Raw genomic sequence first — 23,632 nt, 5'->3', positions numbered from 1 at the left:
GCGTTGTGCTTAAAGCGCTACTTACATCTGCGCATCTTCAGGTGGTTCGCCGATGGTACCGGGCATCGCTTGCACATGGCCCATCTGCTGGCCTGCCAGGGTGAGGAAGTGTAGATGGCGTTCATACTCCGCTACTAAGTCGCCAATCACTTGGCCTCGGGTGTAACCGTTCAGGTCTTTATCTTGGCCACCCTCGGCTAAAAACACATCCAAGCGCACGTAGAAGTCATCATCAGCGGGGATGAAGCTTGGGGTACGCATGCGGTGCGGACACACTTGGTAAACAAAGCTCGTTGCATCGCCAAAATCGACCTGCAGCATCAGGTTGGGCAGTGACTCTCCCTCAACATGCTCTTCGGTCACGTTGGCCGTCTGTCCACGGCTCTCAAGTTCCTGGGCAAACTGCGTCATGGCGGGGCGGATTGAGTGCTCAATCGTGGCGGCCGCACCGGCACGGTTAGAGGTGTCTAACGCGCGATCCAACCGCTCGCGCCAGTCGCCGCCGGGGGCGCTTCCCGCAATCATGCGCCGGGCATCTGCTTTACTGCCTTCCAGCTTCAGCGCTTTATAGGTGCCGACCATAATGGCGAAAATCACCAGCGAGAAGGGCAGGGCCGTAATCACCACGGCGCTCTGCAGTGCGGCCAGCCCGCCTGCCATCAATAGCGCGATAGTAATTAAGCCAATGACCGCGGACCAGAAAATACGCAGCTTCACCGGCGCATCGTGGTTAACGTCGCTCAATATAGAAGTGAAGTTAGCCAGTACCAGCGCACCAGAGTCTGCCGAGGTAATAAAGAACACAATGCCGAGTACGGTCACGACCGCTGCCGTAATACCTACATAGGGGTAGTACTCAAGCAGCGTGTAGAGCGTGGTTTGCGGAGTATTCAAGGCTTGTTCACCCAGTTCGACAACGCCTTGGTTAGCCACCAGCTCAATGCCGCTATTACCAAACACTGACATCCAGACCATCATGAAGGAGAGCGGAATAAACAGGGCGCCTGCAACAAACTGGCGAATAGTGCGGCCGCGTGAAATACGCGCCAAGAAAAGACCGACAAACGGTGTCCAGGCAATCCACCAGCCCCAGAAGAAGATCGTCCACCACATCTTCCACTCTTGAGCGCCTTCATCAGCAAAGGCGTAGGTGTCAAAGCTTGCTGCCACAAAGCCTGATAGATAGTCACCGGCGTTATTCACCACTTTATCCAGCAGTACCAGCGTATCGCCAGAGAACAGCACAAATAGCATCAGCGCGAGCGCTAACAGCATGTTGAATTCAGACAAGCGACGGATGCCTTTCTCAACACCCGTCACCACTGAAATCGTCGCAAGCACCACCACAAGGGCGATCAAAATAACCTGTACCGTGAGCGACTCAGGCACGTCGAACATATAGGCCAGGCCATAGTTCAACTGCATGACCCCGATACCCAGGCTGGTCGCGATACCAAAGACGGTAGAGATGACCGCTGTAATGTCCACCGCATTACCAATAGGGCCGTGGATACGCTTGCCCAGCAGTGGATAGAGCGCGCTACGGATCGCCAGCGGCAGGCGGTGACGGTAGCTGAAGTAGGCCAGCGCCATACCCATCAACACGTACAGCCCCCACCCAGAGAGCCCCCAGTGCAGATAGGTTTGAACGACGGCGTTGCGCATTGCCTCCTGGCTTTCTGGGGTTAAATCTGGCGGTGCCAGGTAGTGCGCCACGGGTTCAGCCACGCTGAAGAAAAGCAGGTCGATACCGATCCCGGCGGCAAACAGCATCGCCGACCAGGAGAGCAGCGAAAACTCTGGGCGAGAATGGTCAGGCCCTAACCGTATGCTGCCAAAGCGGGACATGCCAATCACTACTACGAACAGTAGGTAAGCCACAATCGCTAGCATGTAATACCAGCCAAACGTTTTGCTTACCCAGGCGAGGCCAGCATCAAAAAAAGCGCCCGCTTGTTCTGTGAACAGCATCGTTAGGATAAGAAACACGAGAATGCCAGCTACGCTGCCGTGAAAAACCACGGGATTCAGCCGGTCGCGGGAGGGAAGAACGGAATTGTCTTTCGCCATGGAGGCGGACTCCTGTTGTTAGACAAGGTAAGGGGAATATTTATTTTGAATGAACGTTCAAATAAAATACGTGGTTTCGACGCCCAGTTCAAGTCAACGCCTTCTCAACCCTGGGTGTTTTTAGGCGTGTAGAAACAGAAATGCCCGGCAAAGCCGGGCATGTCATCGAAACTAAACGGTGAGTAATTGCTGACAGTCATTGCTAACTGAGTAGCGTTTTACTCTGCAGCACTGTCCTCTTCAGTACCGTTATGATGCGCGCCACGCTTACCGTGTCCACGTTCGCCACGGTACTCTTGATGAATCTCACGCATCGCTTCGCGCACTGCCTGCTGCTCTTCTTCGCTAAGAATGTCAGCGACACGCGCATGGTGTTCCTCTTGTAAGGCTTGGACGGCCTCACGGTGTTCAGCGTGGATTTCGGTCAGCGCTGCTTGCTGCTCTTCGCTTAACCCGGCACGCTGAAACACTTCCTGGCGGCGCTCTTCCATGCGTTCTACCATGTGCTCGCGATCATAGACGCGATCTTCATGCTGGCCTGCCTGTACGGTAAACGCTAACGGCGTTAATGCGACGGCCAGGAGAGCGGGGGCAAATAGTTGGCGAAGTGACATAAAAATACCTCTCAATAAGGGTTTAGCGTTCTAAATAGCTAATGAGACAGTGTCAGTATGGTTGAGACGCGTGCAAACCGTTTGCATGAAGTGTGCAACAATCATGATCATTTGAGGCGCTAGGGGGTCATAGCGTCAGGGTGGGGGCCCGGTTAATCGTTCGCTAGTTGAATGAGGAGACATGAATGCCAGCTCTACGCGCTGTACGTCACTACCTTAGCCTAAGCGCCCTTGTACTATTGATCAGCGGCTGCGGGGCCACCCATCAAAGCACCACCGTCCCAGCCATTGAACAAGCCTCGCTCCAGCAGAGGAGCATCCCCTTTACCCGTTTACCGCCTCAGCGCTTCACCCCGGCGGATTGGCCCCAGGCATTAGAGGCCCGAGTGCTGCTGCCCACAACACCGGGGGCTGAACGGCGACCCGCCGCGCTGGTGGTTCACGGCGGCGGCTGGCGTAATCGCGGCCCAGACGATATGGAGGGCATCGCTGAACAATTAGCGGCGCAAGGGTATGTCGCGGTGAATATCGAGCACCGTTTTGCCCCTGAATACCGTTTTCCCGCCCAGCTGCATGATTTACAGCAGGCAATGGCATGGGTTCATGCCAATGCGGCAGCGTGGAACATTGATACACAGCGAATCGTAGGCGTTGGGTTCTCATCCGGGGCGCACCTAGTGAGCTTGTTGGCCCTGGCGGGGGAAGAGGGGCCATTAGCCGACCCTTATGGCGGCGAGCGTACGCGATTAGCGGCTGTGTTGGCCGGCGGCTTGCCGAGCGATCTGCTTAAGTTTAACGATGGCCGGCTTGTGGTGGATTTCATTGGGGGTACCCGTGCTGAAAAAAATGAAGCCTATCGATTAGCATCCCCCATTCGGCAGATCACCCCAGAGGCACCGCCGTTTTTCCTCTTTCACGGCAAGTGGGATCAGTTGGTGCCTGTCGACCACGCCACCGATTTCTATCAGGCGCTGCAGGACAACAACATCGAGAGCGAGCTTTACTTGCAACGCTTTCGCGGCCACTTTGGCAGCTTTTTGCTACGCGGCAGCGCTATTGATGCAGGCATCGCGTTTCTTAACCGGCAGGTAATGCCCTAGCCCCAGCATTTATCCCTCTGGCTGGTACTTATAGCCAACGCCATACACCGAGCGGATGATTTCCAGCTCCGGCAGCGCTTCGTGGATTTTCTTGCGCAGTTTTTTGATATGGCTGTCCACGGTGCGCTCGGAAACGATGCGGTTGTCGCGGTACATGTGATCCATCAGCTGCTCGCGGCTGAAGATGCGCCCCGGCGACTGCATCATGACGCGGAGCAGCTGAAACTCAACCGCAGTCAGGCCGAGATCCTGGCCGTGGGCCAATGCCTGCCAGCCCTCTTCATCCAGCGTGACGGGCGCTTGGCCCCCCGCCTCTGTCGGCTCAACGGCCGCTTGGCTGCGGCGTAGCACGGCCTTCACCCGGGCGACTACTTCGCGGGGGCTAAACGGTTTGCAAATATAGTCATCGGCACCCAGTTCCAGCCCTAGCAGGCGGTCGACCTCTTCTACTTTGGCGGTGACCATAATAATCGGCAGCGTTGGCCACTGCTGGCGAATTTCTCGGCAGAGCGTTAAGCCATCTTTACCCGGCAGCATAACGTCCAGCAGCACCAGGGCCGGAACATGCTGGCTTAACCACGGCATAACGTCGTCGCCATGACTAATGATGGTGGTGTCGAAGCTGTGGCTGGTTAAGTAGTCGGCCATTAGTCGGGCAATTTTCGGCTCATCTTCAACAATCAGTAATGAGCGGGTGGGAGGCGTATCTTGTGAGGTCATCGTCAGCTCGCTAGATAGGGGTAGACGTTAATAGAGGGAAGCGCAGCGTCCACTTTAGACCGCCCAAGGGCGAAGCGCTGGCCTCCAGCGTACCGCCATGGGCACTCACCAGCGCGCTGGCAATGGAAAGCCCTAAGCCACTACCGCCGCTGGCGCGGTTGCGCGAACCTTCAACGCGGTAAAGGCGCTCGGTGAGTCGCGTAAGCTCGCTCTCAGGTACGCCCGGAGCGCTGTCCTGCCATTCGATCACCGCGTGCTTATTCGCGACGCTTAGGGTGACCTGTAATTCGCCAGGGGGCTGCGTATAGGCGCAGCTGTTATCGAGCAGGTTACTCCACAGCTGGCGCAGACGCTGGGCATCACCGCGAATCATTACCTCAGGGCTTATGTGGGTAATCAGCGTCAAGCGGCTCTCCTCAAGCCAGCGGTCGGCATCGCTTAAGCGGCCGCTCAAGCATTCGCTCAGGTTCATGGGCGCGAGCTGAATATCCAGCGCGCCTGCATCGCTTTGGGAGAGCAGGCGCAGGTCGGTCACTAACCGCTCAAGCTGGGCGACCTCCTGGGCTAACGAGGCAAGGTTCTCCTGGTCGAGAGGGCGAATACCGTCCTGCATCGCTTCAATTTCACCGCGCAGCACCGCCAGCGGCGTACGCAGTTCGTGAGCCGTATCGGAAACCCAGCGCGCCCGGGCGTCACGGCTGGCCTCCAGGGTGGCCGCTAGTACGTTGAAGTCCCGCGCGAGGCGAGAAAGTTCATCCCGGCCCTTAACCGCTAGGCGAGTGTGGTAATCCCCTTCGGTGAGTCGCAGAGTGGCGCCCGCTAAGGCGCGGGTTCGTCGGCCTAACCACCAGGAGATTCCTCCCGCCAGCAGTAAGGATGCCAGCACCAGTGAGACCACAATAACCACTAGATTGCGTTGCTGGCGCTCTAAAAAGCGGCTCTCCATCCGCTCCATCATATGCTGCGGCGGTCGAAACCCAAGAGCGCCAATGGCGTGGTTATCGCCGTTGCCCGTCATGTCGCTATAGAGCGTGAGCCAGCGCCACTCACTCGGGCCAAGGCGACGGCCGCTCGGTGCGATAACGTCATTGCCCTCTGCGTCGCGTAGGGCAAAATCACTCGCTTCGCCCAGCGAGGAGGGGCGGTCGCGGTGCTCCTGGCCAAGCTCGAAACGCACAATAAACGGCCAGCGTTCCGGGGACTGTTCCAGCCACTCCCAGCTGCCTTGGGTTTCCCAACGGGTAATCAGCCCATCGGCGAGCAGTGTCGCCCGACGCTCCTGGGCTTGGTTCAGGTAATCTAAAAAGCCGCGATCGATGCTGTAGGAGACCGCCAGAAATATGCTGGCCGCAATGGCGACGTTGACGCTCAAAATCACCACAAACAACTTTAACCCGAGCCGCGAAGGCTGCCACTGGCGCAATAACGCGAGCCGTGCCATCAGCGTGCTCCTTCTGGGCTTGGCGAGTGTGGCTTGCTCAGTCGTTCGCGCAGATTCTCAAGGCCAAGGTAAAGGCAGGGCACCAGCACCAGCAGGATAACCGTGGCAAACAGCATGCCAAACCCCAGCGAAATCGCCATAGGGATCATAAAGCGTGCTTGGCGGGAGGTTTCAAGGATCATCGGGGCAAGGCCTAAAAAGGTCGTTAACGTGGTCATCATAATCGGCCGTAGACGCCGCGTCGCGGCGGCCACAATGGCTTCTCGTGGGGCCATGCCTTCGCGGCGCTTGCGGTTAGCGTAGTCGATTAATACCAGAGCATCGTTAATGACCACGCCTGAGAGCGCCAGCATGCCTAACAGGCTGATAATCGAAAGCCCAAAGCCCATAATCATATGCCCAGCCACGGCACCCACAATGCCAAAGGGAATGGCGGCGAGTACCAGCAGCGGCTGCAGGTAGCTTCTAAACGGAATAGCGAGCAGTGCATAGAGCGCTGCGAGCATTAACCACATCGCGGTACGTAGGGTGGCTAAGTTGTCAGCGGTGTCCTGCTGGCGCCCGCCCATGCTGACCTCAAGCCCCGGCCACGTATTGCTGAGGGTGGGGAAAACGTCCTCTTGAAGGGTGGCAAGCACTTGGTTAATCGACCCATCGCCTTCCGTATCGGCGGTCACGGTGATAATCCGGCGGCCATCAATACGCTGCAAACTGCTGGACGCCTGACTGAGGGTGATATCGGCGACCCGTGATAGCGGTACGCTGAGCCCGTCTGGGGTGCGTATGGGCAGGCGATATAGCTCGTTTAAGCTATCGCGCGCCTGCTCGGGTAGGCGGACTTCCACGCTGACTTCCCGCCGACCTATAAACTGCTCAACGGCGGTGGCGCCTTGTAGGGGGCCGCGCAGCGCCTGGGCCAAGTCGCTGCCGGTTAAGCCCAGCGCCCGCCCTTCGGCGGAAAGGCGCATTTCAAGCTGCGGCTTGCCATCGCCTAAGCCGCTGTCGATATCGGTTAACCCGTACTCTCCCAGCAGCTCTGCCAGCCGGGTGGCGGCGGCTTCCAACACCAAGGTGTCGGGATGAGAGAGGCGCAGGCTCAGCGCCGCACCGCTGCCAGGGCCACCCACGTCAGACTCAAAACGGACGGACTGTGCGCCGACTAAATCGCCGGTGAGCTCCCGCCACTCCCCGGCAATACGGGAAGGCGGCCAGGCGTCCAGACTCTCTCTGGCGATATCCAAACGCACCGAAAGGCTTTCACCGTCCAGGCGGCTGCGCGAACTGCTAAAGCTGAGGGTCTCTTCACGCTCGCTAAGCTGCTCAGCGGCGTTGAGCAGCTGCTGGCTAAGTTCTCGGCTAATGCTGATGTGGCTACCAATGGGAAGCGTCACGCTGGCTTGCACTTGGTCGGACTCCACGCGTGGCATGAGTGAAAACCCCAGCCGACCACTCATTGCCCAGGCCAGGGCTATCGAGAGTATCGCCACCCCGAGCGCTACTGAGAGCAGGCGCTGGTTGAGTGCGCGTTGCAAAAATGGCTCGAACTGCTGGTAGGTGAAGTGGTGCAAGCCACCCTGCATGCGCTGACGCACCGCTTCAAGGGGGCGCTGCCACGCCGGTGTTTGGCGCGGCTTTCGGCTGTGGGCAAGGTGGGCGGGAAGAATAAACAGCGCTTCCACCCAGGAGATTAAGAACACGGTAATCACCACCACCGGCACCGTGGCGAAAATTAGCCCTAAAAAACCGGGTAAAAACAGCAGCGGCAAAAACGCCACAATATTAGATAGGATGGCAAAGGTGAGTGGCACTGCGATTTCCCCCGCGCCCTTCACCGCCGCATCGCGCAGCGAGTAGCCCTCCTCGCGGTAGCTGTAGATGTTTTCACCCACCATAATGGCGTCATCTACCACAATGCCGAGCGCAATAATAAAAGCGAACATCGACATGAGGTTCAAGGAGACGCCCACCCATGGCAGGAACAGCATGGCGCCTAAAAACGCGGTGGGTATACCCAGCGTTACCCAAAACGCCAGCCGTGCTTCCAGAAACAGCGCCATCAGGATCATGACAAGCGCTAGGCCCATCCAGGCGTTTTTCAACAGTAGGCTAAGGCGGTCTTGGTATACCACAGAGCTGTCTCGGGACACGTCCAGGCTCACGCCTTCTGGCAGCGTCGTGCGCAGCCGCTCAAGCTCGTCATGCACGGCTGTGGAAAGGCTGGTGGGGGTTTGCGTGCCCACCTGGTAAACATCCACTGAAAGCCCCGGCAGGCCGTTGTAGAACTCCTCGCGGTCGGTTTCGGCAAAGCCTTCGCTCACGCGGGCTATATCGCCCAACACAACGTGAGCACCCTGCGGGGTGGTGAGGATGGGCAGTTCAGCGAATTCAGTGGCGCTGTTACGCCGCCCTTGATAGCGGATTAGCCACTCGCCTTCGGCGGTGGTGAGCTGGCCACTGGCTAAGTCCAGCGCTTCAGCGGCGATGCGGCTGGCTAACTGCTGGTGATCCAATCCATAGCGTTCAATGGCTTCGTCGTCCAGGTGCACCTGAATTTCGCGATCTCGGTTGCCGGAGAGCTCGACACGAGAGATGCCGCTGGTGGCCTGAAGCTCGGCGCGCACGTCCTCTGCGGCGTCGTGGAGCGCTGCTAAACCCACCGTGCCATAGACCTGCAGGCTGACCACGCTGCGCGAGCGGCCCGCCAGGGTGAAGCGCGGTGGGTCGGCGGCGCTGGGCAGGGTGGTAATCGCGTTCACTGCCTGCTGGATATCCTGATAGGCGCGCATAACGTCGACGCCATCGGTTAGGGTTGCGCGCACGCTGGCGCTGCCTTCGCTGGCGCTGGCGGTGAGTTCATCAATGCCTTCAACGTTGGCAATGGCCGCTTCTACAGGCAGAAGCAGGCTCTGTTCGACATCTTCCGGGGTCGCGCCGGGGTAGCTAATGGTGACTTGGACAATTTCCGTCTCAAACTCAGGAAAGACCTCTTTTTTGATCGCGAAAGACGCAAAGAGGCCGCCAACAATAAACAGCACCATCAGCAGGTTGGGCGCTACACCGTGGTCGACCATCCATGCCAGCGGGCCGCGGCGGGTCATTGGGTGGCTCCATCATCACGTGCAGGGGTGTCGCCTCGCTGGCGTATCCGTACCTGCTGGCCTTCGCGTGGCTGGGCAAGCCCGGCCACCACGACGCGCTGGCCTGCCTCTAGGCCACTGCGTACCAGCGCCTCTTCCTGGCCGCGGTAGGCCAACGTAATGGTGGTGCTGCGTAAGCGCTCATCCTCATCAACCCACCACACCTGCTCGCCAGGGCGCAGCGCCGCAGAGGGCAGGGCAATCAGCGTTTCCATAGCCGTGGTGTGGTAGCGAATACGCACCACATCGCCCAGGCGCAGGGCGGGGGTGTTGTTTTCAAGAGCGCTGTTCTCAAGAGTGTCACTTTCAAGGGCGAGAGGATCATCCACCGCGATTAGCAGCTGCGCTTGTAAACCGTTCTCCTCCAGGTTGGGCAGTATTGATAGCAGACGGCCTTCCCGTGAGGCGCCTTCTGGCCAGCCTTGGCTGGTCAGCGTCACGGTGTCGCCCGGCTGTAGCCACGCCAGGGTCTCCCCAGGTAGCGAGGCGCGTACCCAAAACTGCTCAACCCCCACCAAGCTAAGCACTTCCGTGCCTTGGCTGAGCAGGCTGCCTGCGCCGACTAAGCGGTCTTGAATCATGGCCCGCCAGGGCGCTTTTAATGTAGCGCGCTCTAAATTTAATGCCGCCTGATCACGCGCTACGCGTGCCTGGGTAAGCTGCGCCTGGGCCTGACGCAGCTGGGGCTCGCGCAGTACCAAGGCGCGGCGCTCAGCGGAAAGCTGGCGACCAAAGGATTCATATTCACTGCGGGCGCGCTGCTGTTCCGCCTGTTCTAAGGCGAGCAGCGCTTGGGCGTTAGCCAGCTGCGCCTCAGCGTCTTCAAGCGCTAGCTGTAGGTCTGCTTGGTCGATATATACCAGGGGGGCATCCTGCTCCACCACTTGGCCGGGGAGGACGCCTTGCCCAAAACGTTCCAGCTGGCCAGCAACGCGGCTGGCCAATAGGGTGGATTTTTCTGCCTCTACCCGGCCAAAACCGCTGAGTTGCGGCGCTTGGAGGCGCTCTTCTACGCTGATGACATCCACCACCGGCGGTGGTGTTGGCGGCGGTGGGCGCCGTTCAATGCGGGGCGGCTGGCTAATAATCCACCAGGCCAGCGCCAGCCCGCCGGCGAATACCAGCAGCGCGGCTAGGGCGCCGAAATGAATGCGGCCTTGTTGAAGTGAAGCGTAATAGCGAGAAGGGGTCATTAACGGGCGTCATCCGTTGGCTAGGGGCGAAAGTTCCAGGTCATTAGGCGTATCATGCTAGCATCTACGATTCCTAAGCAGCGATTAGGTAAGTAATGTGCAATTTATGTGCAACACGCTTGCCCGGCATGGCGTTACCTAATAGCGTCGTAAAAAGAACGACCGCTCACTGTATTTGAACATCATTAGACTACTGGTCTACGTCACATGATAAAAAACACCGCGACCCGCGATAAGTTAATTGAAACTGGCGCTGCACTTATTGCCCAACAGGGCTATAACGCGACGGGTATTAATGCCGTTCTAAAATCCTGCGGTGTGCCCAAAGGCTCGTTTTATCACTACTTCTCCAGCAAGGAAGATTTTGGCTTGGCGGTGATAGAGCGCTTTGCCACAGAGTACGATGATAACTTGGCCATGCTGCTTGAAGACGCCACCTTACCGCCGTTAGAGCGGCTGCGCCGTTATTTTGCCGCTGGCCGTGCGCACATGCGCGAATGCGATCATACAACCGGCTGTTTAATTGGCAATCTGGGGCAAGAGCTTTCCGGCCAGAGCGATACCTTCCGCGATGCGCTTAACCTTGTGTTCCAGCGCTGGGAAAAACGCCTGGTGACCTGCCTGCGCGATGCCCAAGCCGAAGGCGCCGTCAGTACGACGATTGCGCCAGACGCCCTGGCGAGCTTTGTGCTTTCTGGTTGGGAAGGCGCGATTTTACGCGCTAAAACGCTCAAATCTGTCGCACCGATGGAGCACTTTGAGGCGATTTTGTTCGAGCAGGTATTAAAGGCAGAGTCGCCCATCAGCGCTTAAACATCTCTGGCACAGCCACGTTAGAGCATGCAGTGGGGTGAAAGTATGTTTAAAGGGTTTGAGAAGCACACGCGCCAGGTTAATGGCGTGGATATTGCCTTTCGCCTGGGCGGTAGCGGCCCTGGGCTACTGCTGCTTCACGGTCACCCGCAAACCCATGTGATTTGGCATAACGTGGCGGCTACCCTGGCCCAGCACTTCACCGTTGTGGCGGCGGACCTACGTGGTTACGGCGATAGCGCTAAACCCGACGACGACCCAGAGCACCTCAACTACGCCAAGCGCACCATGGCTAACGACATGGCTGCGTTAATGAGCGCGTTGGGTTTTGAGCGCTTTAAGGTACTGGCCCACGACCGCGGGGCGCGGGTGGCCCATCGCTTGGGCATAGACCACGCGGAGCGCGTTGAGCGTATGGTGCTGTTGGACATTGCCCCCACCCTGGCCATGTATCGCGGCACTACCGAAGCCTTTGCGCGCGCCTACTGGCACTGGTTTTTTCTCATTCGTCCCCAACCGCTGCCGGAAATGCTGATTAACAGTGACCCCGCCCAGTATTTAAAAAGCGTGATGGGGGCGCGCAGTGCAGGCATGGCGCCTTTCGCCTCAGAAGCGCTCGCGGAGTACGAGCGCTGCCTTTTGCTTCCTGGCGCCGCAACGGGTATTTGCGGTGATTACCGCGCCAGCGCCAGTATTGATTTGATTCACGATCAAGCAGATATAGACGCTGGCGTTAAACTTACCTGCCCATTAAACGTGATGTGGGGGGTCGAAGGGGCGATAGAGGCGTGTTTTGATGCGCTTGCCGAATGGCGCAAAGTAGCGACCCAGGTGGAAGGCAAAGCACTCCCGTGCGGCCACTACATCGCCGAAGAGATACCCGATATCCTGCTGGATGAGGCGCTGCCGTTTCTGCTGGAAGCGCGTTAAGCCGTGCCTCTTCACCGTTAGGTATTCAGGATAACCCCGCCATTTAGGTGCAGCGTTTGGCCGCTCATGTAGGATGACTCCTCACTGGCGAGGTACACATAGGCTGGCCCCATTTCGCTGGGCTGGCCGGGACGTTTCATAGGCACTTGATTACCAAACGCGGCGACTTTCTCTTTATCAAAGCTTGCCGGAATGAGCGGCGTCCACACGGGCCCAGGCGCCACGGCGTTGACACGAATGCCCCGATCTATCAACGAGATTGCCAGCGAGCGCACTAACCCTTGAACGGCCCCTTTGGTAGCGGTGTAGTCAATTAACGTATCGTTGCCTTTAAACGCGTTAATGGAAGACGTGGCGATAATGGTATCGCCCTCGCTTAAATGAGGCAGCGCTGCTTTTGTTAAGTAAAAATGACTGAATAGATTGGTTTGAAACGTGCGCAGCAGTTGGTCGTCAGGAATATCGGTTATATCTTCCCAATCGTACTGCTCGGCAGCGTTATTAATGACAATGTTCAGCTTGCCAAACGCTTGCAGCGTTCGCTCTACTATTTCACGGCAAAAACTGGGCTCTGCCACATCGCCTTTTAGTACCAGGCAGCGGCGGCCTTCCGCTTCCACCAGTCGTTTGGTTGCTTCGGCATCTTTATCCTCTTTTAAGTGCACAATCACGCTGTCGGCGCCTTCCCGGGCGAAGTGCACTGCCACCGCACGGCCAATGCCGCTGTCACCGCCGGTAATAATCGCGACTTTATCCTGCAACTTTTCAGCGCCTCGGTAGCTATCGCGGATGTATTCCGGTTCGGGATGCATAGCGTGCTCGTCGCCTGGCTGCTTGGTTTGATGCTGGGGTGGCTGTTGCTGTTTGCTCATGTGCGGTCACTCCTTTGTTAGCACATTGGTTCAACGGGCACCCGTGCTTTCTGGTGCCTGTCCAATTTCAACGTAGTCCAGGCGTTTGCTGAAGGGCAAACACGAACTGACTAACCGCCAAGGGCAAGGTATCGCCACACGTTATAAGTCTTATTTAAAACCCTGATAGTTGTTGTTTTCTGCAGCGCTGTTAGTAAAAGCTAATGATATTTTTAATATTTTTTAATCAGGCGGGTGGGGTAGCAACTGATTGCCTTGCCGGGATGGGAAATGGCAAGAAAGAGAAGAGCGACTATAGTGAGCAGAGCTAATTGATAATCACGGTTAGCTCTTAGGCTGTGGTTCGTAGTGGAGGTTGTTTAACGTTCCATCTACACCGCTACCCTATGACTACCACCATGGAGTAGGAGGTAATATGAACAGCGAATTTTCTGCCGCAAGTGCGCACCCCGATAAAGACGACCCTAAGAAAGACCAGCGTGATGACCATCACGACGACGCCAATCCGATGCCGGATACGCATCATGTTAATCCCGATAGCGACGGCGATTCATCCGACAAGAAAGATCGCAAATAGATGTGTGTTGGCTAGCCCAACATTCGCGGCGCTACTTTTTGTAGCGCCGTTTTACTTCCACGCTGAGTTTTCCTTCACCTAGCCGTAGCGAGAGCTTTTGGCCAGGGGCGGTGTCGTCTGCGCGACGAATAATGTGGCCTTTTTCGTCCTGGGCGATGGCGTAGCCGCGCCCTAATACCGCAAGCGGACTAACCGCGTTTAATTCACGGGCGGCGCTATTGAGGCGCATTTGCCGTACTTCCACGGCGCGCTGCATGGCACTGCCCAAGCGGCGCTGTAAGCTGAATAGGCGCTCCTGCTCAGCGCGATACAGCCGTGCCATATCCTGGCTGGCTAAACGCCGTTCTAATTGCGTGACGCGGGCGTGTTGCTGGAGGAGTATGTGCTGCATCGCGCGCTGCAGCCGCTGTGTAAGGGCGGTGAGGTGTTGACGCTGGCGGTTGAGCTGCTCGCCGGGGTGGCGTAGGCGGGCGCGTAGGGTATCTAGGCGTTGGCTGTCGCGCTCTAAGCGTGACTGCATGGCGCGGTGCAGGCGGTTTTCCGCCTGTTCCAGCTGGCGCTTCAGGGTCTTTTGGTCGGGCACTAAGCGCTCGGCGGCGGCGGAAGGGGTTGGAGCGCGCATATCCGCCGCAAAATCCGCTAGGGTGACATCCACTTCGTGGCCCACCGCCGACATCACCGGCAAGCGGGAGTGAAAAATCGCCCGGGCGAGATGTTCATTATTGAAAGCCCATAGGTCTTCAAGGCTGCCGCCACCACGAGTCAGCAGCACGATATCCTGCTCGGGGTCGAGGCGTGTTTGGCGGTTTAACAGGCCCAACGCCGAAATCATCGCCGGTGCCGCATCAGCCCCTTGAACAGGCACTGGAATTAGCGTCACATCCGCCAACGGCCAGCGTGCTTCAAACACGGCCAGTACATCGCGAATGGCCGCGCCGCTGGCAGAGCTTAAAATCAAAATTTTGCGAGGCGGAAAGGGCAGGGGGCGGGTATTGGCAAACACGCCTTCACCTTCCAGCTGCGCTTTCAGACGCTCAAAGGCAGCTAGCAGTTCGCCTAGGCCCGCTGCCTGCACCGCTTCGGCAATTAATTGATAGTCGCCCCGCGGCTCAAATAACGATACGCGCCCGCGTAGTTTGACCTGGTCGCCATCGCGCATGGGGGCGGCTACAAACCGCGCCCGCTGACGAAACAGCGCGCAGCGTATTTGCGCGCGATCATCTTTAAGTGTGAAGTAGATATGCCCCGACGCAGGGCGAGAAACGTTAGACAGCTCGCCCTCGACCCATACTTCGCCCATGTCTCGCTCTAGCGCCTTGCGCGCCTTGAGGTTGAGTTCGCTGACTGAGAAGATAGTGCTGTTTGAGGCGGTCATGGAGGCAGGTGTCATCCAACGCTTGCAGTGCGGTCATCAATGAAGGGAGATGATCATTAGACAATACGATAACGTGTATCAGCAATGCTCTTTGCGACGGTCTTCGCGTTGGTCTTCGAGAGGGTCTTTGCAATGGGGGCAGGGAGAGACCGCCGTGCCTCGGTTATTCACTAGATTGTTTTGTTTTCGTCATCAAATTGTCACATAACCGTGCTAAGTTGCTCGCCGACACAAAACTGTCATCAAAGCGTCATACATAGATTGTCCACCAACACGGCAGACCACTTATGTCGAATCTCGGACCTTCAACCGATCGTCCTGCTCTAGCTCGCGAGGTGCCGCGTGAGGTGCCCGCGTGGTTGCGCGGTATTTACGCCGGCCTGTGCCTTTACCTGTTCTTGGCTGCACTTAACGTACTGGGCGCTGGCCTGGGTACGTTCGGTAGCGATAGCGACCTGTTAGCCCGTGCCTTCGCGCTTGGTGCGAACCCCTTTATTGCCTTAATGGCTGGGGTGTTGGTCACCATGATCGTGCAGAGCTCGTCGTTCACGTCGGCGCTGATTGTCACCTTGGTGGCTAGCGGCGAAATGACGCTGGGCACGGCGGTTTTCGCCATCATGGGCGCCAATATCGGCACCGCCGTTACCGGCGTCATCGTGGCTCTGGCGAACGTGCGGATCAAACGTAACTTCCGCCGCTCGTTTACTGCGGCGCTGATGCATGACTTATTCAATATTCTCACGGTCTTGCTGGTCTTCCCGGTGGAGTGGCTGACGGGAATGTTCCATGAGAATGGTTACGGCATCTTTACACGGCTAGCCGGTTGGTTAGCGGACCTGATTGGCTTGGAGGAAGTTGCCAAGCCCAGTAGTCCGATTAAGGTAATCACTGCCCCCATTGTTGATGTTGCCAGTTGGCTAGGTAACGCTCTGATGCCTAGCGTGGCCTCTGCGGGCCTGTTCGTCGCAGGGTTGGGCCTGCTGCTGATGTTCACAGCGCTGGTCTTTATGGTGAAGAATCTGCGCGGTGCGCTGCTGCGCCATATGGATGGCCTCTTCCGTACCTATTTCTTCCGTACCGATGCGCGGGCCTACGGTGTCGGGGTGGTGTCTACGGTGCTGGTGCAGTCTAGCTCTATTACCAGCAGCCTGATGGTGCCCCTGGCGGGTGCGGGCGTGGTGCGCCTACGCCGAGTGCTACCCTTTATGATGGGAGCTAACCTGGGCACCACTATTACCAGCGTACTGGCGGCGACTGCTAACCCTATCGCTGCGGCGATGACGGTGGCGCTGTTTCACGTTATTTTTAACTTAACTGGTACGGTTATTTGGTGGCCGCTGAGGGTGATCCCGCTGCGTATTGCCACGTGGTATGGCCGCTTGGCTGGTAAGCAGATCCGCTACGCCTTCATGTTCCTGATAGGCGTATTCCTGGTGGTGCCGGTGGTCGGCATTACCTTAACCGAATTGTTCATGCGCCTGCGCTAAGCGCGGCCAACCGAGGGGTTTATCATGTTCAAACAGCTTTATAGTGCGCTTACCTCGGAAACCAGCATTGATCAGGCCTACGCGGATCTGACCAAAATGCTGGAGCATGGTGCCTGGATGTTCGCACGTGCTAACGAGGTGCTTTACAGCACGGTGCCGGCCGAAGACGTGCGCCAGCCGCTTTATCAGCGGGATGTGGCGGTCAACGAGCTTGAGCGCTCTATCCGCCGTAAAGTACTGCGCCACCTGACCGTTAATCCCGGCCATGATGTTTCTATCTGCCTGGCGTTGATGAGCGTTGCAAAAGATGCTGAGCGCATCGGCGATTACTGTAAAAACGTCTTTGAAGTTGGCGCTTTCTACAGTGAGGGCTTTCATGTTGATCGCTATCAGAAGCCCTTGGATAAGATCTCCGAGCGTCTATCCGGTCTGTTTAAAGAGTTGATCACGGCTACGCGGGACTCAGACGAAGCCCAGGCCCATCGCATCATCACCGCCGCTCGCGAAATTGGCGGCATCTGCGATGACCTCATTGAAGCGCTGCTGGGTGAAGAAGAGGCGGTTGAATTTCATGAAGCCGTGGCGTACTCGCTGCTCGCGCGCCACTACAAGCGGGTTTCTTCGCACTTGGCCAATATCGCCACGGCGGTGACCGGGCGTTTGGAGGATCTGGACTTCCCCAGTGAAGAAGACGACCGCGCGCTGGATTAACGTCGTCTAGCTTGAAACAGACAAGCAGCTCCCTTTAGGGGGGCTGCTTGTTTTGTATATGCTCCCATCGCATTGCTGGTACACCCCTCCAAACGTTATAATAGGGGATTAACTTTCCACGCCCCACTTCCTCTTCCATCAGGGTGTTGCCGCTATGCTACGTATGGCCCAAGAAGCACTTACGTTCGATGACGTACTCCTCGTTCCCGGCTTCTCCGATATTCTGCCCAAGGATGTCAGCCTCAAAACCCGCCTGACCCGCAATATTTCACTCAACATCCCGCTGCTTTCTGCTGCAATGGACACCGTTACCGAAGCGCGTCTAGCAATTGCGATGGCTCAGGAAGGCGGCATTGGCATTATCCATAAGAGCATGGCCATGAGCCAGCAAGCCGCTGAAGTGCGTAAGGTTAAAAAGCACGAAAGCGTGATTGTAAAAGATCCGGTCACTGTTAGCCCCAAGGCGAAGCTGGATGACCTGCTGGCAATGGCGCGTGAGAACGGCTTCTCTGGTTTTCCCGTGGTTGAAGGCGAAACGCTGGTCGGGATTGTGACCGAGCGTGATATGCGCTTCCAGCCCAATCACGGCGACAGCGTTGCGGACATCATGACCCCCCGTGAGCGGTTGATTACCGTCAAGGAAGGCACCGACCTTGAAACCAGCAAAGCCAAAATGCGCGAACACCGCATTGAGAAAATGCTGATTGTTGATGACGAGTTTCACCTGCGCGGTTTGGTGACTTTCCAAGACATCGAAAAAGCCCGCACCTACCCGATGGCGGCTAAAGATAGCGATGGCCGCTTATTGGTAGGCGCCGCCGTTGGCACCGGCCCCGAAACGCCTGATCGCGTTGCTGCCCTAGCCGACGCCGGTGTGGATGTGATTATTGTGGATACTGCCCACGGTCACTCCAAAGGTGTTATCGACCGTGTGCGCTGGATTAAAGAGAACTTCCCCAACATTCAAGTGATTGGCGGCAACATCGCCACCGCCGCCGCCGCAAAAGCGCTGGCGGAAGCAGGTGCAGACGCCGTTAAGGTGGGTATTGGCCCCGGCTCTATCTGCACCACGCGCATTGTGGCAGGCGTTGGCGTACCGCAAATCACTGCGGTTTCTAACGTGGCCGAAGCGCTGCAAGAATTCGATATTCCGCTGATCGCCGATGGCGGCATTCGCTTCTCAGGTGACCTAGCCAAAGCCATCGCCGCAGGCGCAAGTGCGGTGATGGTGGGTGGCCTGCTGGCCGGTACCGAAGAAGCGCCGGGTGAAGTTGAGCTTTACCAAGGCCGTACCTACAAAGCCTATCGTGGTATGGGCTCCATGGGCGCCATGTCTCAGAACCAGGGCAGTGCCGACCGCTACTTCCAAGACAAGAGCGAAGGCGCCGAGAAACTGGTGCCGGAAGGCATTGAAGGCCGCGTACCCTATAAAGGCATGATGGGCGCTATCGTTCACCAGCTGATGGGCGGGCTGCGCGCTTCCATGGGCTACACCGGCTGCCGCGATATCCAAGAAATGCGCACCAAGCCGGAGTTTGTACAAATTACCAGCGCTGGCTTTAACGAATCCCACGTTCATAACGTGCAGATCACTAAAGAAGCTCCCAACTACCGGGTGAGCTAACCAGCACGTTTTATTAAATGGCGCGGCGAGCATTGCAGCTCGCCGCTTGCTTTTTGGCCTTACCAGCGGCACCCGCACCGCTTAACCGAGACCCTGCCATGAGTGACATTCACGCCCATAAGATTCTGATTCTCGACTTCGGCTCCCAGTACACCCAGCTGATCGCCCGCCGGGTACGTGAAATCGGCGTATTCTCTGAAATCCGCGCCTTCGATATCACCGAGGAAGAGATTCGCGAATACAACCCTAACGGCATCATCCTGGCCGGTGGCCCGGAATCTGTGACCGAGCTGGATTCCCCGCGTGCCCCACAGTGCGTGTTTGAAATGGGCCTGCCGGTATTGGGTATCTGCTATGGCATGCAAACCATGGCCGAGCAGCTGGGCGGTAAAGTCGAAGGCTCTAACCAGCGCGAATTTGGCTATGCCCAAATTCAAATCGACGCTGAAAACGCACTGTTCAAAGACATTAAAGACCACGTAGACGCTGCTTCTGGCAACGCGCTGCTGGATGTGTGGATGAGCCACGGTGACAAAGTCGCCCAAGTACCTGACACCTTCACCGTGACGGCCTCTACCCCGAGCTGCCCGATTGCCGCCATGGCCTGGGAAGAAAAGCAGTTCTATGGCGTACAGTTCCACCCGGAAGTGACCCACACCCTGCAAGGCCAGCGCATTCTTGAGCACTTCGTGCTGGATATTTGCGGTGCCGAAAAGCTGTGGACACCGGCACAAATCATCGAAGACCAAGTACAGCGCGTACGCGAGCAAGTAGGCGATCGCCACGTACTGCTCGGCCTTTCTGGCGGTGTCGACTCTTCTGTAGTAGCCGCACTGCTGCACAAAGCGATTGGCGACCAGCTAACCTGCGTGTTTGTGGATAACGGCCTGCTGCGTAAGAACGAAGGCGACCAAGTGATGGAAACCTTCGCTAAGCACATGGGCGTGAAAGTGATTCGCGTAGATGCCGAAGAGCTGTTCCTCGGCAAGCTGGAAGGCGAGAAAGACCCGGAAGCCAAGCGCAAAATCATCGGCAACACCTTTATCGACGTGTTCGATGAAGAAGCCAGCAAAATCGATGGCGTCGACTTCCTGGCCCAGGGCACCATCTACCCTGACGTGATCGAGTCCGCCGCCTCCAAAACCGGCAAGGCGCACGTGATCAAGTCCCACCACAACGTGGGTGGCCTGCCGGAAACCATGAAGCTCAAGCTGGTCGAGCCGCTGCGCGAACTGTTTAAAGACGAAGTGCGCAAACTCGGCCTCGAACTCGGCTTGCCCTACGATATGGTCTACCGCCACCCGTTCCCTGGCCCCGGCCTAGGCGTGCGCATTCTGGGTGAAGTGAAAAAGGACTACGCCGATATCCTCCGCGATGCCGACGCCATCTTCATCGAAGAGCTACGCGCCTCTGGCTGGTACGAAAAAACCAGCCAAGCATTCGCCGTGTTCCTGCCGGTGAAATCCGTAGGGGTCGTCGGCGACGGCCGCCGCTACGAGTGGGTCATTGCGCTACGCGCCGTCGAAACCATCGACTTCATGACCGCCCGCTGGGCGCACCTGCCCTACGAGCTGCTGGAGAAGGTGTCCAACCGCATTATCAACGAGTTGGAAGGGGTTTCTCGGGTTACCTACGATGTAAGCAGCAAGCCGCCTGCTACGATTGAGTGGGAGTGAGGGTGTCGTATAGAACTAAAGTTAGAATATATCCCTATTAAAGGCCCGCCCCTAGGCGGGCCTTTTAATTTCAGTTAATATCCTAGTTAAATTTAAAAATCGGTGTTGATATTATGTCTGATACAGGTCATATGAATTTTTTTAAAATAGATCGATGTGGCTTGTATCGCGCAGGTGGTAACAAAACATATGGCTGTGAGGTTGATGAAACATTTTCCCTAATTTCAAGCTGGTTAGACGGTCGCCCGTTTGCGAGTACCATACCATGGGACGCGCAAGAGGCTAAATCTAATAAGCCTAGTGCTTATTGCAAAGATATCTTTAAAGATGATGCTACCGGTGATTTCTTTATAGTTTTATGGAAGTCTGATCCAGGTGGGGTGGAAGGGTTATGGGGTGTTCCCGAAGATGAAGCTGGTTCCGGAAGCCAAGTTGTTAAGCATAATGGTAAGCACCGAGGGAAAAAAGTGATTTGGGGAAGGCCGTGTTACTACTGGGTGATTCCGGAATATAATGTCATAGTCTCAATTAAATTTGATCATTCTGTTTGTGATGCCCAGCTTTTCCAAGATTTTGTTACTTCATGTATAAGTAATAGAGTTAAGCATCCGAATCGAGAAAGAACATATACAGAGCAAGGGCATGTCAGGTTGGCATTTGTGGGAAAAAGTGACGAAAAGTATCGTTTCTCATTCTCCATGTCACTAAAAATTATGGAGACTGCTAGTGTAGGCTTTCAAGAACTTTCTAAAAGAGTAACGCACATCGTGAAAAGAGAAACTGTTCGTGTTGACTCACAGGACGCGCGTGCAGAATGGGTTAAGAAATTTACTGATTTAGTGCCATATGTTTCTGTGAAATCTAAATCTAAATCTAGAAAAATAGAAATAAAGGCCGAAGCTAAACCTTCGGTAGAAGAAATTCGTGAGATTGTTGAGAAAACAGCGAAAGAGGGTCGTTCTAAAAACAACTGGGATAATGTTGGTTTTGAAACGGAAGCTGGGATAGTTTGGGTCGACAAATATAGGCTAAAAAATACAGTAAAATTCATTAATCGCAAAAAAGATTTAATAAGCGCAAAAGAGCTTCATAATAAAATTAAAGACGGTAGGCATAATTATGTGGCTAAATTAAAGGAAGAATCTTCTTTGCGGAGCTCTATTTCGGAGGCCGTATAATGAAGATTTTTACTAAAATTTTAATATACATGGCATTTCTTTTTTGCTTGTTTATAATTTTTCATACTGTAGATTTTGATTATGAATATTCCGAGCTTAAAGAATATATGGAGTCACTGCTGACAGTCTCTGCTATGGTCTTTACTATTATGGGTATATGGATAGCTTTCTTGTATCCTAATGCTTTAAGTAAAATAGTTAACCCTAAAAAAGTGGAGTATGCAGATTTTAATGATTCTCTTAATGAAACTAGGCGGTTGGAAGGGTTGGTTGCCAGTGTGCTCAAATCTGCTTTTGTAGTAACAGCAGTGGTGCTTATATTTTTGGGAGAGTTAGTATTTGGATTTTTCTTGATTGATAGTGAATATTTTTTGAATATTAAGCAGTTGGCTGTTTCTTTAGTGATTGTTCTTACTTTTTTGCAGTTAGAGTCTGTTTTTTATGTTATGTATAGTAATGTCATGTTTATTAACGAGCTTCATACCAAAAGAGAAGAGCGTGAAGCTGATAATGATGTTTGAATCTTCAAATATTTAACATTGAGATGTGATTTAGGCTCATTTTTATACGATTATAATGGTTTTGTAGTGTCGTTTTTTAATTAAAACCTATATTGGCTTTTTATAAGTATTCAAATTTCGGAGCCATTACCACTGAAAGATCGCAAAATTAAAGAAGCTTTTAAAACTGTTTTTACAGGTTATCTTAGGATTATACGCTCAGCCTCAATATTCATTCTCTTCTGCAACAATTTTCCCATCCGAATCAATCCCCTTACTAGCCCATGAGCCAAATATCAACCATAATCGGCTCATAATATGATCTGAATAGGCAGGGCAACCGGCTCATGTATATCTGGGAACAGCCACATTGGCCGCATTTTGAGTGGGACGAGTCCGCGCTGCGACCTACGTTAGATGCCGTGCGGCTGCTGCAGGGGCATGTGTTGGGTAAAACTGAGGCAGCGCCTGGGCAGGCAGATCTGGATGTGGAGATGGATGCGCTGATCCAGAATGCACTTCGTACCAGCGAAATCGAAGGCGAACGCCTGGATGTTGGCTCCGTGAGGTCTTCCGTGGCTCGCCAGTTGGGCATCGAGCCGGCCGGTATGTCTGGCAGAACAACACCTGAATCTGAAGCGCTGGTCGAGCTATTGCTGCAATCTACGCGTCAATTGGATGAACCGCTTACCCATGAGCGGTTGTGTCTTTGGCAGTCCATGCTGTTTGTGCAAGGCCCTGGCCTGATTAGTCAGATACGGGTGGGGGAGTTGCGTGGTGATCATCCCATGCAGTTGGTATCGGGGCGACTTGATCGGCCTACCGTTCATTTTGAAGCGCCGCCCCGTGAACAGCTAGATGCCGAATTAGATGCGTTTCTGACGTGGTTCAACCATCCACCACAGGGGCTGGATGCGTTGGTTCGAGCTGGCATAACCCATTTATGGTTGATCACCTTGCACCCCTTTGATGATGGCAATGGGCGCGTCACTCGTGCCGTCACCGACCGGGCGCTCGCGCAGGCAGAGCGGCAGTCGGTGCGTTTCTACTCTCTAAGTACGGCGATCATGGCGCGTCGCAGCGCTTACTACGATTATCTCGAAAGCACCCAGAAAGGCAGCCTCGATATTACACCTTGGCTGTTGTGGTTCCTCGATACGCTGAAAGAAGCGCTTGAGCAGGCGCTGTTAAGGATCGATCGTGTGCTTATAAAGGCCACCTTCTGGCAGCGCCATGCGACAACCGTGCTGAACGAACGGCAAATTAAGGTGTTGAACCGTTTGTTGGATACCGCAGGGGAGGAGTTTGCGCAGGGTATCAATGCTCGTAAGTACCAGTCGCTTGCCAAGGTGAGTAAAGCCACCGCCACGCGGGATTTGGCAGAACTGATGGAAAAAGGCTGCCTTTCCAAGCTACCCGGCGGTGGGCGCAGCACGCGCTATACGGTGTTACTTGGGCGAACAGTGAATAGCACCTTTTAGTGGAGAGTACACAAAGCCTCTATACCATGGAATGTGCATAAGGTACCTGCTGGTGAGGTTTATAAATCTCCTTATAAAGTCACCTTGAGTGACTTTTTTTGTTATTTATTAAACCCAGGCCATTGTATTGGTT

The 23,632-nt window shown here is 55.5% G+C and carries 19 protein-coding genes; 11 read left to right on the top strand and 8 right to left on the bottom strand.

Features of this window, described 5'->3' with window-relative positions; all coding sequences use genetic code 11:
• Positions 1 to 21: 21 nt before the first annotated feature.
• Positions 22 to 2,070, bottom strand: coding sequence for a choline BCCT transporter BetT (gene betT, locus LOS15_RS11295; protein ID WP_263066026.1), 2,049 nt, complete (start codon positions 2,068 to 2,070; stop codon positions 22 to 24).
• Between the two features lie 218 nt (positions 2,071 to 2,288).
• Complete coding sequence (locus LOS15_RS11290; protein WP_263066025.1) at positions 2,289 to 2,684, bottom strand: hypothetical protein; 396 nt, start codon at positions 2,682 to 2,684, stop codon at positions 2,289 to 2,291.
• Positions 2,685 to 2,869: 185 nt separating this feature from the next.
• Here LOS15_RS11290 and LOS15_RS11285 point away from each other — a divergent pair, with 185 nt between their 5' ends.
• Positions 2,870 to 3,784 carry an alpha/beta hydrolase gene (locus LOS15_RS11285; RefSeq protein ID WP_263066023.1) on the top strand — a complete coding sequence of 305 codons (915 nt, stop codon included), beginning with the start codon at positions 2,870 to 2,872 and terminating at the stop codon, positions 3,782 to 3,784.
• A 9-nt stretch (positions 3,785 to 3,793) separates the two neighbouring features.
• Here the strand turns inward: LOS15_RS11285 and LOS15_RS11280 are convergent, their stop codons facing one another.
• The 4 genes from LOS15_RS11280 to LOS15_RS11265 are packed head-to-tail and all read right to left on the bottom strand — an operon-like array spanning position 3,794 to position 10,275.
• On the bottom strand, positions 3,794 to 4,504 hold the full coding sequence (locus tag LOS15_RS11280; RefSeq protein WP_263066021.1) for a response regulator: 711 nt from the start codon (positions 4,502 to 4,504) through the stop codon (positions 3,794 to 3,796).
• Positions 4,505 to 4,514: 10 nt separating this feature from the next.
• The gene (locus LOS15_RS11275; protein WP_263066019.1) at positions 4,515 to 5,945 is read right to left on the bottom strand and encodes an ATP-binding protein; all 1,431 of its coding nucleotides are present in this window, start codon (positions 5,943 to 5,945) and stop codon (positions 4,515 to 4,517) included.
• The gene (locus tag LOS15_RS11270; RefSeq protein WP_263066018.1) at positions 5,945 to 9,043 is read right to left on the bottom strand and encodes an efflux RND transporter permease subunit; all 3,099 of its coding nucleotides are present in this window, start codon (positions 9,041 to 9,043) and stop codon (positions 5,945 to 5,947) included. Before LOS15_RS11270 ends, LOS15_RS11275 begins: the two co-directional genes overlap by 1 nt.
• Positions 9,040 to 10,275 (bottom strand): efflux RND transporter periplasmic adaptor subunit, encoded by a 1,236-nt coding sequence (locus LOS15_RS11265; RefSeq protein WP_263066016.1) that lies wholly within the window; start codon positions 10,273 to 10,275, stop codon positions 9,040 to 9,042. Before LOS15_RS11265 ends, LOS15_RS11270 begins: the two co-directional genes overlap by 4 nt.
• Positions 10,276 to 10,485: 210 nt before the next feature.
• Between LOS15_RS11265 and LOS15_RS11260 the strand changes: the two genes are divergently transcribed.
• Both LOS15_RS11260 and LOS15_RS11255 read left to right on the top strand, forming a co-directional pair.
• Positions 10,486 to 11,088: a TetR/AcrR family transcriptional regulator gene (locus tag LOS15_RS11260; RefSeq protein ID WP_263069701.1), complete on the top strand. Its 603-nt coding sequence runs from the start codon at positions 10,486 to 10,488 to the stop codon at positions 11,086 to 11,088.
• A gap of 45 nt (positions 11,089 to 11,133) precedes the next feature.
• Complete coding sequence (locus tag LOS15_RS11255; RefSeq protein ID WP_263066015.1) at positions 11,134 to 12,018, top strand: alpha/beta fold hydrolase; 885 nt, start codon at positions 11,134 to 11,136, stop codon at positions 12,016 to 12,018.
• 17 nt (positions 12,019 to 12,035) lie between these two features.
• Here LOS15_RS11255 and LOS15_RS11250 read toward each other — a convergent pair whose 3' ends face one another.
• Positions 12,036 to 12,890 (bottom strand): SDR family oxidoreductase, encoded by an 855-nt coding sequence (locus LOS15_RS11250; protein WP_263066013.1) that lies wholly within the window; start codon positions 12,888 to 12,890, stop codon positions 12,036 to 12,038.
• Positions 12,891 to 13,305: 415 nt separating this feature from the next.
• Here LOS15_RS11250 and LOS15_RS11245 point away from each other — a divergent pair, with 415 nt between their 5' ends.
• A complete protein-coding gene (locus LOS15_RS11245) occupies positions 13,306 to 13,467 on the top strand; it encodes a hypothetical protein (protein ID WP_263066011.1) in 162 nt (53 codons plus the stop codon).
• 31 nt (positions 13,468 to 13,498) lie between these two features.
• Here LOS15_RS11245 and xseA read toward each other — a convergent pair whose 3' ends face one another.
• Positions 13,499 to 14,842 carry an exodeoxyribonuclease VII large subunit gene (xseA, locus tag LOS15_RS11240; RefSeq protein ID WP_263066009.1) on the bottom strand — a complete coding sequence of 448 codons (1,344 nt, stop codon included), beginning with the start codon at positions 14,840 to 14,842 and terminating at the stop codon, positions 13,499 to 13,501.
• Positions 14,843 to 15,129: 287 nt separating this feature from the next.
• Between xseA and LOS15_RS11235 the strand changes: the two genes are divergently transcribed.
• From LOS15_RS11235 to LOS15_RS11205, 7 genes are all read left to right on the top strand, one after another.
• Positions 15,130 to 16,329, top strand: a complete 1,200-nt coding sequence (locus LOS15_RS11235) for a Na/Pi symporter (RefSeq protein WP_263066008.1) — start codon at positions 15,130 to 15,132, stop codon at positions 16,327 to 16,329.
• Positions 16,330 to 16,353: 24 nt separating this feature from the next.
• Positions 16,354 to 17,040 (top strand): phosphate signaling complex PhoU family protein, encoded by a 687-nt coding sequence (locus tag LOS15_RS11230; RefSeq protein ID WP_263066006.1) that lies wholly within the window; start codon positions 16,354 to 16,356, stop codon positions 17,038 to 17,040.
• A gap of 154 nt (positions 17,041 to 17,194) precedes the next feature.
• Positions 17,195 to 18,664: an IMP dehydrogenase gene (gene guaB, locus LOS15_RS11225; protein ID WP_263066004.1), complete on the top strand. Its 1,470-nt coding sequence runs from the start codon at positions 17,195 to 17,197 to the stop codon at positions 18,662 to 18,664.
• Positions 18,665 to 18,762: 98 nt separating this feature from the next.
• Complete coding sequence (gene guaA / locus LOS15_RS11220; protein WP_263066003.1) at positions 18,763 to 20,340, top strand: glutamine-hydrolyzing GMP synthase; 1,578 nt, start codon at positions 18,763 to 18,765, stop codon at positions 20,338 to 20,340.
• A gap of 113 nt (positions 20,341 to 20,453) precedes the next feature.
• Positions 20,454 to 21,518: a hypothetical protein gene (locus tag LOS15_RS11215; RefSeq protein ID WP_263066002.1), complete on the top strand. Its 1,065-nt coding sequence runs from the start codon at positions 20,454 to 20,456 to the stop codon at positions 21,516 to 21,518.
• Positions 21,518 to 22,039, top strand: coding sequence for a hypothetical protein (locus tag LOS15_RS11210; protein WP_263066001.1), 522 nt, complete (start codon positions 21,518 to 21,520; stop codon positions 22,037 to 22,039). The genes LOS15_RS11215 and LOS15_RS11210 overlap by 1 nt, the downstream gene beginning before the upstream one ends.
• A 326-nt stretch (positions 22,040 to 22,365) precedes the next feature.
• Complete coding sequence (locus tag LOS15_RS11205) at positions 22,366 to 23,499, top strand: Fic family protein (RefSeq protein ID WP_263065999.1); 1,134 nt, start codon at positions 22,366 to 22,368, stop codon at positions 23,497 to 23,499.
• Positions 23,500 to 23,632: the final 133 nt, after the last annotated feature.

Source organism: Halomonas sp. 7T (genome assembly GCF_025643255.1).
GTDB lineage: Bacteria > Pseudomonadota > Gammaproteobacteria > Pseudomonadales > Halomonadaceae > Vreelandella.
This window is presented reverse-complemented; position numbering and strand designations above follow the sequence as displayed.